This window comes from Bacillus cereus group sp. BfR-BA-01311 (assembly GCF_022664295.1).
Classification (GTDB): domain Bacteria; phylum Bacillota; class Bacilli; order Bacillales; family Bacillaceae_G; genus Bacillus_A; species Bacillus_A cereus.
Map to the genome: position 1 here is coordinate 1 of NZ_JAKUHC010000029.1, position 12,694 is coordinate 12,694.

Here is a 12,694-nt window from a genome sequence, read left to right on the forward strand (position 1 = left end):
TCCTTGACGATGAGGGGAACCCTCATGCAAACTCGCCAGGGGTGGCCCCAGAAGGGCGGTTTTTGCCCGCTGGGGTTAGCTTTGGGAGTTTGAGGGTTCGGAGGCTCGTGGTCAAGGGAACCGTGGAATAAAAAGCGAGGACGGACCCCAGGACAGGGCAAAAACCAATGTCTTCGCCAAGATTCGTGGTTCTACTGTTAGAAAAAGGCGAATAAGAATATAGCATACATACAATAAGGGAATGCAGTATAGATCAGTCTACAAGCATTCCCTTGTTATTAGTATGTTATTTTTTTATAGATTTTGAGTTATTACAATATAGGCTATGTATAGTAAGGATAAAAAAGCATGCAATGATTTGTTGAATGCTTTTTTATTGTGATTTATCGTCTTAATAATTAAGCATTAGGGGAAAGATAAATTAAAATTAAGTAAGAAAACGTGATGAATAACTTATGTATTTTTAGAAGAGAAGTTTAAAAAGAGATTATAGAATAAAAGTGTAGGATGTGATGATAAGAAAGAGAAAAGTTAATTGGTTTTAATATAAGATATAAATTTGACAAGGTGATACCTTTATGTTATATTTTAAACAACTAGTGATAACATAAAGGTATCACTAAAACAGAAAATCACAGACTATATAGGAGGTCACCGCGATGAAGATTCATTACTATGCAGACAGTCGCGGGCATCAACCAGTTTACGAGTGGATTCAGTACATTGAAAAGCATGAACAGGCTACTTGGAGAAAGTTTTATCAGCTTCAAGTTATGCTGGAGGCAAATGGGAAAGATATTCATGCTGGGAAAATTAAAAGGAAAGGTATTAAAAAACTAAAAGGGACGGATATTTGGCAATTAAGAGTTAATGATAGCCGTGTCTTATTCTTTTACTTTTCTGGGGATGCTATTATTCTTACTAATCAATTTCAGAAAAAGCAAGATGAAACACCTCAGAATGAAATTATTCGTGCTGAAAAACGAAAAGAAGAATGGATTCAAAATCAATAATCGTAAACTGTGATGCCTGTGACCGGTTTTGCCGGTTTGTAATGAGTGCGGATGTCCTAAATATTTGAACACAAGGTTCGGCAGATCAAAAATTATAAAGTTAGGAGGGAATTCGAAAATATTAAATGAGTATAGGTATAGGAATTCTTAAAATTAGAGCAAAATGTTCAAAAAGGTAAATTTATAATGCTAGGAGTTGAAAGAAATGAAAAACTTTGATGATCTCCGGAAAGATTTGGCGCAAAGAGATCCGGAATTATTTATTGCGTTGGAGATCGTAGGTAAGTTAATGGCAGCACGAGATAGAAAAGGAATATCCCAACGTGAATTATCAAGATTGTCAGGAGTGCCACAAAAGACAATAAGTAGAATTGAAAATGGAATTGACATTCCTAAAATACCTACATTAATAAAGCTAGCTAATATATTAGGTTTTGAAATATCATTAATTGATAAAAATGCAAAAGATGAGCAAGCAGCTACTTTTGCTTAATTACTACTAATCATAATAATAAATATTAAAAAAACCCCCTTCAAATTTCCTGAAGGGGATTTTTATTAGATAAGAAATGTATCTAATATATTGTCTTTTTCTTCTTTGTTGATTCCTATGTATTTAAGTGTTATTTGTGGTGTGCTATGGTTTAAAATTTCTTGTAACATGGCTACATCTTTAGTTTGTTTATAGAACCAATAACCGAAGGTTTTTCGCATAGTGTGGGTACCAATGGATTCTATACCGGCAAAATCTCCGGCTTTTTGCAATTGTCGATAAGCCTGGATCTTACTAATGGGTTTGTTTCCTTTTCGGGAAGGAAATAACCAGGTATTATCTAGAGTTTGAGCATAAGAGTATACCTCATCAAAAATGGAAGTAAGGTTAATCATGCGTTCTTTCTTTGTTTTTCCTTCTTTGATTTTGAATTCCTTTCGTTTCTTTCGTTTTAACTTTAGTATAGTTTGCGTTTCAAGTTCGAGTAGATCACTCACACGTAAACCTGTATGAATGCCAATTAAAAATAGTATATAGTCTCGTTCGGAACAGTGGCGTTTTAGGGCCCATTTCATGTCTTCGATTTGTTCTTTGCTACGAATGGGTTGGACATCAATGAGATGTGGTTTTTTGTTCATATTTTTATGACCTCTTTATTTATAGTGTTTTGAATGTATACTTTTATTGTGTATTTTGAGGATATCAGGGGAATTGGTGATACGTCAATGTTTAAGGGGATTTGAATGTAAACTAATATTTAAAAGTTTACTTTCATAAAAATAGGAAATCGAGCAAAGCGACAACTGTTTTTGGACGAGAAATGAAATGTTGAGACCGAAAAAAGGGTAAAGATTGTAGGAATCTTTTATCGAGTCAAAAACAACGTTTTGGGATTTGGCATGCCAAACTCGTAGCTTGCCCCCCCCCTTTCTTTTTTAGAATTCTACACTTAATTTCTACTTTGTTCATGGTTATAAGAATATTTGTATTGGGCTATGAAAGATGGTTAATATTTTGAGTCATCTTTTATTCAAAAGTTTTACTTTTAATTTGAATAAAAAAAGAACAAATAAGATTATTTCTTAGTTTGTTCTTCTTTTTGTTTTTTAAATTTTAATTATTTTATCATCATAGAAATGCCTTCCACTATAGAGCTGAATATGAAGAAAATCATAGCAATAGTCCATGCTTTATTTGAAGCTAATTTTCCTATGATTTTTAATCCTAATACAAGAATGTAAGTAGACCAAATATTAAATAAGCTTATATGATTGATAAATCCTTTTAAAAATCCATCTTCAGTAATTAATGTACTTAAACTAGTAGGAGATGTTGCAGGATTTAAACCAAATATTACATATATTAATAATGTGAATGCTGAAGATAATACACTGATTGTAAAGATATTGGTATTTAAAGAAAACGATTGTTTGAAATTTATTTTTCCTTTAAAGATTTTAACAAATAATAAGGTAAACAGAGAAGTAATTAATATATTTATTATTACTGTAAAAATACTTTGTATACCACCAATAACTAAAACAATATTTTCTATACTTTTAGAAGATATACCTTCTATATTTTTAAATGCATCATTTTGGACAACGGAAGGATCTTTTAGCATATAGTAACTGGTTATTACAGTTATTATCATTGTAAATATAATATTGATAATTAAAGATAATCCAAATTTAGGTGTATCTTTTATTTTTAATAGTTTTGTGGTTGGATTAGTAATAATATTTGATAGTTTAGTGTTTACATTTTGGGTATTATTATTTGGTTGTGTATTCATTGTATAATCTCCTATTATTGTTTTCTTTGTATAAATTTAATTAGGAAGTATATTAATAGTGATCCTAATGATAAAGAAATGATTTTAAAATTAAATCCAAAGAAATAAATACAAATACATATACTGAAGATTAGTGCGAAAATTTCAGAGAAATTAATGTTAGAATTTTTTTTTGATTTTTGAGGGTTCATTTATTTTCAGACTCCTTTTTATGTAATGTTTCTTCAAACCATTCTAATAGTTTTGCTACATTACTATTTTCGTTTAACTCTTGTTGAGCAGTAATTTTTTTATTGTTCATTATTACAACTTTATTTGCAAGTTCTATAATTGTTTCGGGAAGATGACTTGTAAATATTATACCTTTTCCTGTTTGAGATAATTTTTTCAGTAATTTTTTGAAATTTTTTGTAGAATTAGGATCTAATCCATTGAATGGTTCATCTAGTATTATTATATCAGGATTATGTATAAGTCCACATGCGAAATTAAGTTTTTGTTTCATACCTAAGGAATATGTTCCTGTTGCTTTTTTTGCATCGGTTAACTCTAATCCAACTTGTTCTAGAAGCATTATAATATCAATATCTTTGAAATTTATACCATATAAATTTGCTATCATTTCAAGATTTTCATAAGCGTTTAAATGATCATATAAAAAACCGTCTATAGGTATATATCCAATATGTTTTCTTGCTTTTACATCGTCAAAAGGGTTTATCTTTTTTATATAAATTTCTCCTGAATCGGGTCTTATTAATCCTGTAATTATGTTTAGTAATGTAGTTTTTCCTATTCCATTGGAACCCATAATTGCTATGATTTCTTTATTATTCAAATTTAAATTTAAATTTTCAATAATAGTTTTATCTCCATAATTTTTATTAATGTTACACACTTCTAATAAAATGGTAAACACCCCTTGTTTTATGAGATTAAAGTTATGTTTTCTTCAATAATTCCTGCAATAAGAATTAAAATTTCGGTTATAATTGTGTATTTTAAAATTGTAAATATAAGAAATTTAAAATCTATTTTTTCTTTGTTTTTTATCTTTTTTGTAGTATATGAAATGATAAAAAAGGATACCGCACTAGCTAACCATGCAGTTGGAATTTCTATGATTCCATGGGGGGCTAATAATAATAAAAATTTCATTACAGCATTTGTTTGAATTGCATGACCAAACATATATCCCATTACTATCCCATTTAACAAAAGTGAACCAACAGTTATTAAACCAAGTGATAAAAAGCTAAATATAATTATTAGATTAATTGTTCCATTATGAATGAAATATTCTAACCAATTAGTCTTAGTATTAATTCCCATTTCACCTAAATCATATGGAACTATAAAATATGAAAAAACTCCAAATAATACTGTTCCGAAATATATTAATGCTGCTAAAATGAATTGTTTTTTTAAAGGTTTTAGGATCATGAAGTAATATCTCCTTTATTAATCAATGAACTATTTTTTTTACATGTTAGATGTATAAATATTATTGCAATTATTATTATAAGTATTATCCATAGACTATATATTATATAGAAGTATATAAATTTTATATTTGCTAAATAAGCTACTAAAAAGGGAAATGTAATAGCTATATTTATCAAATTTGTGATTCGATTGAAAATTGAATCGCTAAGAATTTCTTGTTCTTTATAAGTTCCGGTTTCCGTATAATGTTGTCTTTTATAGTGTGGACTAATATATGATGGTAATAATGAGAAGTGTGGGCTCACTATTAAATTCAATATAAAAATCAGACCTATTATAGATAATGTGTAATAATTTGTTTTGAATATAGTTATTACTATTAATAAACCTATTAATGACTCATGTATTCCTAATAAACGTTGTGTTTTAATTTTTGCTTTGTATAATTTGTAGAGATTTGTTCCAGATAGACGAAAAATTTTAACACTTCTCCCATCTGAGTCGAAATTTAAGTGTCCAGGGAATAGAGTATTTCCTGATGAAAATGCATCTCTAGTAATTGCATGTATAATAAAACAACTTCCGAATAGTTGGAAAAGTTCAGAAGAACTATAGTTAGATAAAGTAAAAGCTAATCCTCCAAACATCCAAATACTAAAATCAATAAAAAAGAACGTATAATGTTTAGATAATTGTTCGTTGTCTCTAAATAATTTTTTCAGTTGTACTTTAACTAAATAATCTTTTGTTATTTTTTGTAAAAAAACACCATAATGTGGGATCCATCCATTTACTTTAGTGACAATTTTATTAAATTCTGTTCTATACCAAAATCCTGATTTTTTATGAGTTATTGGTAACATAATAATTATTGTTAATACTAATAATAGGATTAGTTTGATATCTGTTTTTTGTAAGTTATTAAAAAGTATTCTAGTAGCTATTGCGCTAGGTGTCCAACTATCGATGATAGTTCTAATAAATTCACCTATACTGAGCATTGTATTGTTTAGTATTGATAAAAAGTTTTCCCAAGTAAAAGAATGATTCAATTTAATTTTATTGATTAATAGTTTAAAAGATGGAACACTTAGATTTATAAATAATTTTGCAATAAGGATTGTTACGAATAATGTGAAAATCCCTATAAATATTGAACTTATAAAAGCTTTATATCCATAGCCTTGTTGAATCATTTTTACTTTTAAACTTATATAAATATGTTGTGAGATATAAGAAATTATAGTGCTAATTAAGATTAAACAAATTGTAATTGTATAAAATGATAATTTGTTATTAAGATAAAAGCTAATTCCTATACCTATGGCAATATAAGATAGGAAACTTGGGCTATTTTTTATAAAATCATTTAGCCATAGCATTATATAAATTTTATTATTATGTAGTGGCGATTTAAATAATAAATCTTTGTCAAATGGGGTTATTAATTTGAAGGTTCTTGAAATTATTGGAAGGAATGAAGCGTATAAAAATAAAAAAGCGTAGTAATAATAAACTACAGATTCTATTGAAAAAGCTTTTTTTAGTTGATTTGTTATTAATCCACTTATAGACATTAATAAAGCGCATTCAATTAAGTATAAAATTGCTAAAGTTAAAACGAAATATTTTTTTGTATCGATTCTTAATTTACTAAATATTTTTTTGTCTAATACTTCAATTTTTCTTTTTAGAGTATACTTGAAATTAAGTTTTATATATACAGATAGAGTTTTCCACATTTTTATTACCCCGATGAATTATGTCTTTATGGTAAATGCTTTTAGAAATATAAATATTTCTAAAAGCATTTATTATTTTATATTACCACTGTGCAGCTTTCTTTTTACCTACTTTTTCTACCATTTCCATGATAGCTTTTCTACCAATTGTAGAAATAGCTGTACCAATTCCACCACCGAATGCTAAACCAGCAACTGAAATTGCAGTCCAGATATCACTACCAGTCATAAGTGCTCCGATAAGTGCATTAGCTGTTCCAATATTAATACCTGTCCAACCTAATTTTGACACAACGTTAAATAACATCCCAAATTCCTCCTGAATATTACAAATTTTAGAATTAATTCTTTCATTAGGTTATCAGAATATACATTCAATTTTCTACTTTTATGCATAATTGCATATTGAGAATTTTAGATTGACTAATTTTTACTATTGTATAAAAATTTAAATAGTTTTAAAAAACACGGTTTAAAGGAGAAAATTATGATTTTAGATAAAGTTCATTTAAAGAGAAAAAAACAAAAACGTTTTATTATTATTGGTTCTTTTTTGTTAATTTCTATTGTTGTGTTTATTAATATTTATATGATGCAGGGTAAGAAGAAAAGTATAACGAATACAGATGCTGTAAGTTTTGAGAAAGTGACAGAGCGTAAGCTGAATAATACGAAGTTAGTTTCTGGTCAGGTGAAGCCTGGGAATATTGAAAGTTTCTATGCGGATTCGGCCAAAGGAAAAGTGAAAGATATTGAGGTAAAAGAAGGACAAGAGGTAGAGAAAGGTACGAAGTTATTCTCTTATGATAATGAAGAGATTAATCTTCAAATGAAGCAAGCTGAGCTTGATCAGAAGATGGCAGATATGCGTTATGATCAAGGAAAAAAGAAGATTGATTCGCTTAAGAAAGAAATTAAGAAGGTGAAAGATAGCGGAGCTGGGAAGGAAGTAACAGATCCGATGGAAGAGCAAGTAAGTGAGTTAGAAATAGCGCAAAAAACAACTGACCTTGAGAAAGAGAAAGGGAAGTTACAGAAAGAAGAGTTAAATAAAAAGCAGAAAGAGCTTACGATTTATAGTAATTTTGCTGGTGTTGTTCAAAAGTTAGATAAAGATGCGGCGCAAAGTTCATCTCAAGCGTTAGGTGGACAAGGGAAGGCATTTTTACAAGTTGCTTCTAAAGACCCGTTCCAAGTTCAAGGGACTTTAACAGAGCTTCAGAAGTCACAAATCAAAAAGGATCAAACATTCACTGTAACTGCGAAAGCAAATAATAAGAAGAAGTGGACAGGTAAGATTACAGAGGTAAGTGAATTCCCAACGAGTGCAGAGATGGGTCAAGCTGGTGGTGTAGGTGAGGCAACTCAAAATATGTCCCAATATACATATAAAGCAAGTCTTGATAGCCAAGACGGTTTATCTCCAGGTTACCATGTTTCATTACAAGTAAACTTAGAGAATAAGACGATGATTGCTGTTCCAAGTAAGAGCATTGTAGAAAAAGACGATGATGCATTTGTTTATATCGAAGAAAAAGGAAAGCTTCGTAAACAAAATGTAAAAAAAGGTGCTACTGATGGAGATTGGACAGAGATTACTGAAGGCGTAACAGTGGGGCAAAAGGTAGTTAAAAATCCTTCTGACAATGTGTATGACGGAATGGAAGTGCAAAGGAAATGATTACGTTAAATAATATTTCTAAAACATATTACCAGGGACAGCTGGCTGTGCCAATTTTACATCGTATTAGTTTAACAATTCAAAGAGGCGAGTTCGTTTCTATTATGGGACCGTCTGGTTCTGGTAAATCAACGCTTATGAACATTATTGGTTGTTTAGATCGGCCAACAGAAGGTAAATATATTTTGAATGATGTGAATATCTTAACGGCAGATGAGTCAAAGCTTGCTTTAATTCGTAATGAATATATTGGATTTGTATTTCAGCATTTTAACTTATTACCTCGTCTTTCCGCAGTAGAAAACGTTGAACTTCCGCTTATCTATGGAGGTGTGAAGAAATCAGAACGTCGTCAAAGAGCGCTTGAAACACTTAGTAAAGTTGGTTTATCAGACAGGGTTCATCATTTACCGAGTGAGTTATCGGGTGGACAGAAACAACGTGTAGCTATTGCAAGATCGATTGCGAATAATCCAAGGTTTATTATGGCTGATGAGCCGACGGGTGCGCTAGATACGAAATCTGGTGAGCAAGTTATGGATATTTTTACGAAGCTTAATGCAGAAGGTACGACGATTGTTATGGTTACACATGAAGAAGAGGTAGCTGAGTATTCTTCAAGACGTATTTTGTTAAGAGATGGGAAAATCATAGAAGATAGAAGGTGTGCAGTATGAGTTTATTAGATAGTATAAAAATTGCTTTATCTTCTATTTTAGCTCATAAATTACGCTCAGGTCTTACAATGCTTGGAATTATTATTGGTGTAGGTTCTATTATTACCGTTGTTGCGATTGGGCAAGGTGGAGAAGCTTCATTAAAATCACAATTTGTTGGTACGGGTAGTAATATGATTTCTGTTAATTATAGTCCTGATATAAACGATTCATTTGATATGAAATCGGAAGAAAAGCCAAAGTTGACAGAAGAAGATATTTTTGAAATAAGAAAAATCCCTGAAATCTTACATGTAATTAAGATGAATTCAAGTATGGAGACATTGGATATAAATGATAAAAAAGATTTGGTAAATGTTAAAGGATTAGAGGAGGAATATTTCGTCGCAAATAAAGTGAAATTGTTAAAAGGACGTTCTTTAAACGATGTGGATATTGAGCAAGGAAATAATGTTATTATGATTAGTTCGGGTGTAGAAAAAAAAATATTTAAATCAGAAAACCCTATTGGAAAAATCATGGAATTAAAAGGTCAACCAATGCAAATTATTGGTGTATATAAAGCAGAAGAAGGATTTATGGAAATAGGAGATTCTGAAGCATTAATTCCGCTTTCCTTATGGCCGACATTATATGGGACAGAAGAAATTAATAGTATTTCTGTTCAAGCTAAAAATGTAGATAATTTAGATGATGCTGGAAAAAAAACAGCGAATGTATTAAATAGTCGTAAGCCTATTGAGTTTACAGGGAAATATGAGGTTATGAATTTAAAAGAAATTCAAGAAAGTATTTCTCAAATGACAAATATTATGACAATGATTATTGGTGGTATTGCTAGTATTTCATTGATTGTTGGTGGTATTGGTGTAATGAATATTATGCTTGTATCTGTAACAGAACGCACTCGTGAAATTGGGATACGTAAAGCTCTTGGAGCGACACGTGGTAAAATATTGTTACAATTCTTAATTGAAGCTGTTATGTTAACACTTTTAGGTGGTTTAGTAGGTATAGGTCTTGGATATAGTGGTGCATATATTGTTTCATCAATTGCAAAATGGCCACCACTTGTTTCTTGGAATGTTGTTGTTGGAGGGGTGTTATTTTCTATGGTGTTAGGTATTATTTTTGGATTAATTCCAGCGAATAAAGCAGCGAAATTAGATCCAATTGAAGCATTACGCTATGAATAATAACAGTATCATAATTTAAGGTTTTTTAATTTATGGTAATAAAAAAACCTCTCATGTTATAATTGAAAGCGACCAAACAAACAATTAGAGGAGAGGTTTTTTGAATATCTTTATTTTTAATTTCTATAAGAATCATAACATAAAATGTTCCTCTTCTCTAGTTGAAAATTTTAGGACAGAGGAGAAAGATTATGTCAAATATCAACAATTTAGAACAGGCTGAAAAAAATGCAAGATTGAGAGATATGAAGAATTCAAAGATCTTGTCAGAAGAAGAAATGTACATAGCGAATGAACTTCAAGCAAAAGCTAGTTCAAGAGGAATGAAATTAGTTCCTGAACGTAAAATAAAAAATAAAGCAAAATTTGTTCAAATTATTCAACAAAATATTCAATATTTATTTGAAATTGATTATTTAACGAATGCTGAAAAAGTATTTTTATTAGATATTTCAATGTGTGTAGGTTTTTTAAGTAATTGTTTAGTTAGTGATATTAATTCAAAAGAACAAATTCCATTAACTCAGCGAGAATTAGCTAAAAAAATCGGAAGATATGAAACTAAAGTTAGTCCGTTAGTTAGGAAGTTAATTGATAAAGGTATTATAGCTCGTTCGGAGAGTGGTGTTGATGATAATAATGTTAGAGCATATGCATTATTTATAAATCCTCACATCATGTTTTCAGGGAATAGAGATGAAGTTAATCCGACACTTAAAGCTATGTTTAGAAAGGTTCCAAAACAACTTAAAAATTTACCTATTAAATTATTCTAAGTCTACTTTTAAAGTAGACTTTTTTTATTAAATTCGTACTTACCAAAAACGGTAAGTTTACTTACCAAAAACGGTAAGTACGAAAAATCCTGAAACCCTTGGTATTACTGACGATTTTCGATGTTAGTATGCTTGTCCCTTCTTACTCTATATAGAAATAGCTAAAAGTTCCGCAAGGAACGGGTTGTATTTTCTTTCGCTTTGCTACAGAAAATCTCCACCCTTTTCGCTTTGCTACATCCTTGCAAAACTTTTTTCGGCTCGAGTTTGGATATCACCAAGCCGATACATCCAAAAGCAACTATTTGGGATCATCGACTTGAATTGCTATTATACGAGCCGAACCGCTAGTGCCTTCGCTTAATAATTTCACTTACCATATTGATAGATACGTAATATGTGGGGGCTCGTCCCCACACGACGAACCAGCCTCAACCCCAAAAGCAAAGGAAAACCTTCTTTTAAACCTGTTTATTTTGCTTTTTAAGCTTGTTTTTTTGTTTTTATGACAAATAGTCTTATTTTAGATTTATATCCTTTAAAAAGAATCCTGAAGTGTTTGGATAGCATCTTTTATTTTGTTGTTATTTATTTCTAAATTAAAGATTTATATTTATTTAATGTCTTTTGTTTTCTTTTAGTATTTTAAAGTAATGTTTGATTTCAATTTATTAAAAGTATTATGTCGTTAGTGAGTACTCATATGGAGACATCAAAGAGACTTTGTGTACTCACTGAGTCTACATCTAGGGACACAATGGGGACATTTGTAGGGTTTTGTGTCATCAGTGAGTGGACATCCTGGGGATTTTCGTGTACCCACGTTTAAACTAGGCTCCGCCTAGTCCCAACCCCTAGTTGGGCCCAAAAACCCCTTATGCTCTTCTCTCTTTTTTTGATTCAGAATTTCCAATTTCATAGAGTAGTTCATTTTTTAGTCGGAAATTATTATGTTAAAAAACAAAATGTTAATTTATTTGTATGTTTTTTATTGATTGATTTAAGTGCAAAGAAGAAAAAGAAATTAAAACCACTTATTTCGTAAGTACAAGATCTAATGAATCTGTGCACGAAGAATTAGTATTGATTTAACTTAATTTTATGTAAAGTGTTAAGATAAAGGAGTTATAACTGTTATAACGAATTTGAAATATTGAAAAGGAGGTTATGACTATTATGACACTTATTATTTATGAAAATGTATCCCAGGTTGCAAAAAGATTAAAAATATCACCTTCTACGGTTAAAAAATATTACTTACTAATTGAGAGTTATAACTGTTATGCCTTTAAAAGAGACGAACGAGAACGAATTATTTTCGATGATTATGATGTTAAGTTATTACAAAGATTAGTAGAGTTAAAAAGTATGCCACAAGTTACATTGGAAGATGCTTGCAAATTACTTTTAAAAGAAGAAGGATTAACAGTTAATAATACAGATATGACTGTTATAACTCCTGGATCTGATGATTTAAAAGAAGTATTGAGAGAATTAAAAGATACAGTAGAGTTGCAACAAAAACAATTACAGAATCAAAATGAGCAAATAGCTAAACTAACAAACATATTGGAATCTCAACAAAAGTTATTGACTTATTCTAATGCTATAGAAAAACAACAGGTTACTAATCGGGATAAAGCGGTTATGACTGTTATGCGAGAACTTCAAGAAGTAAAACAGATGGTTGCAGCAAATAATGAAAAAAAATGGTATCAATTTTGGAAGTGATTTGCTGAGTCCTGGCGTTTATGCCGCGAAAGTTCCTTGACGATGAGGGGAACCCTCATGCAAACTCGCCAGGGGTGGCCCCAGAAGGGCGGTTTTTGCCCGCTGGGGTTAGCTTTGGGAGTTTGAGGGTTCGGAGGCTCGTGG

The 12,694-nt window shown here is 30.3% G+C and carries 13 protein-coding genes; 7 read left to right on the plus strand and 6 right to left on the minus strand.

Features of this window, described 5'->3' with window-relative positions; translation table 11 throughout:
• Positions 1 to 659: 659 nt before the first annotated feature.
• Both MR136_RS28030 and MR136_RS28035 read left to right on the plus strand, forming a co-directional pair.
• Positions 660 to 1,013 carry a type II toxin-antitoxin system RelE/ParE family toxin gene (locus MR136_RS28030; protein WP_061458017.1) on the plus strand — a complete coding sequence of 118 codons (354 nt, stop codon included), beginning with the start codon at positions 660 to 662 and terminating at the stop codon, positions 1,011 to 1,013.
• Between the two features lie 205 nt (positions 1,014 to 1,218).
• On the plus strand, positions 1,219 to 1,506 hold the full coding sequence (locus MR136_RS28035) for a helix-turn-helix domain-containing protein (protein ID WP_051146513.1): 288 nt from the start codon (positions 1,219 to 1,221) through the stop codon (positions 1,504 to 1,506).
• 65 nt (positions 1,507 to 1,571) lie between these two features.
• Here the strand turns inward: MR136_RS28035 and MR136_RS28040 are convergent, their stop codons facing one another.
• The 6 genes from MR136_RS28040 to MR136_RS28065 all read right to left on the minus strand — a co-directional run bounded on the left by MR136_RS28040 (position 1,572) and on the right by MR136_RS28065 (position 6,796).
• Positions 1,572 to 2,144: a tyrosine-type recombinase/integrase gene (locus tag MR136_RS28040; protein WP_022678593.1), complete on the minus strand. Its 573-nt coding sequence runs from the start codon at positions 2,142 to 2,144 to the stop codon at positions 1,572 to 1,574.
• A 479-nt stretch (positions 2,145 to 2,623) separates the two neighbouring features.
• Entirely contained in the window at positions 2,624 to 3,301 is a 678-nt protein-coding gene (gene yknW, locus MR136_RS28045) for a YknW family membrane protein (RefSeq protein ID WP_078421055.1), read from the minus strand.
• Positions 3,302 to 3,488: 187 nt separating this feature from the next.
• Positions 3,489 to 4,220 carry an ABC transporter ATP-binding protein gene (locus tag MR136_RS28050; RefSeq protein ID WP_135277756.1) on the minus strand — a complete coding sequence of 244 codons (732 nt, stop codon included), beginning with the start codon at positions 4,218 to 4,220 and terminating at the stop codon, positions 3,489 to 3,491.
• 8 nt (positions 4,221 to 4,228) lie between these two features.
• Positions 4,229 to 4,744 (minus strand): stage II sporulation protein M, encoded by a 516-nt coding sequence (locus MR136_RS28055; RefSeq protein ID WP_061458024.1) that lies wholly within the window; start codon positions 4,742 to 4,744, stop codon positions 4,229 to 4,231.
• On the minus strand, positions 4,741 to 6,489 hold the full coding sequence (locus MR136_RS28060) for a hypothetical protein (RefSeq protein WP_061458023.1): 1,749 nt from the start codon (positions 6,487 to 6,489) through the stop codon (positions 4,741 to 4,743). Before MR136_RS28060 ends, MR136_RS28055 begins: the two co-directional genes overlap by 4 nt.
• An 82-nt stretch (positions 6,490 to 6,571) precedes the next feature.
• Entirely contained in the window at positions 6,572 to 6,796 is a 225-nt protein-coding gene (locus MR136_RS28065) for a putative cyclic bacteriocin (RefSeq protein WP_061458022.1), read from the minus strand.
• Positions 6,797 to 6,976: 180 nt separating this feature from the next.
• On the opposite strand from MR136_RS28065, the gene MR136_RS28070 reads away from it, so the two are divergent.
• The 5 genes from MR136_RS28070 to MR136_RS28090 all read left to right on the plus strand — a co-directional run bounded on the left by MR136_RS28070 (position 6,977) and on the right by MR136_RS28090 (position 12,550).
• Positions 6,977 to 8,170: an efflux RND transporter periplasmic adaptor subunit gene (locus MR136_RS28070; protein WP_061458021.1), complete on the plus strand. Its 1,194-nt coding sequence runs from the start codon at positions 6,977 to 6,979 to the stop codon at positions 8,168 to 8,170.
• Entirely contained in the window at positions 8,167 to 8,847 is a 681-nt protein-coding gene (locus MR136_RS28075; RefSeq protein ID WP_061458020.1) for an ABC transporter ATP-binding protein, read from the plus strand. The genes MR136_RS28070 and MR136_RS28075 overlap by 4 nt, the downstream gene beginning before the upstream one ends.
• A complete protein-coding gene (locus MR136_RS28080; RefSeq protein WP_061458019.1) occupies positions 8,844 to 10,043 on the plus strand; it encodes an ABC transporter permease in 1,200 nt (399 codons plus the stop codon). The genes MR136_RS28075 and MR136_RS28080 overlap by 4 nt, the downstream gene beginning before the upstream one ends.
• Before the next feature lie 191 nt (positions 10,044 to 10,234).
• Entirely contained in the window at positions 10,235 to 10,819 is a 585-nt protein-coding gene (locus tag MR136_RS28085; protein ID WP_061458018.1) for a MarR family transcriptional regulator, read from the plus strand.
• A gap of 1,176 nt (positions 10,820 to 11,995) precedes the next feature.
• The gene (locus tag MR136_RS28090; RefSeq protein WP_051146514.1) at positions 11,996 to 12,550 is read left to right on the plus strand and encodes a DUF3967 domain-containing protein; all 555 of its coding nucleotides are present in this window, start codon (positions 11,996 to 11,998) and stop codon (positions 12,548 to 12,550) included.
• The last annotated feature ends 144 nt before the right edge of the window (positions 12,551 to 12,694 follow it).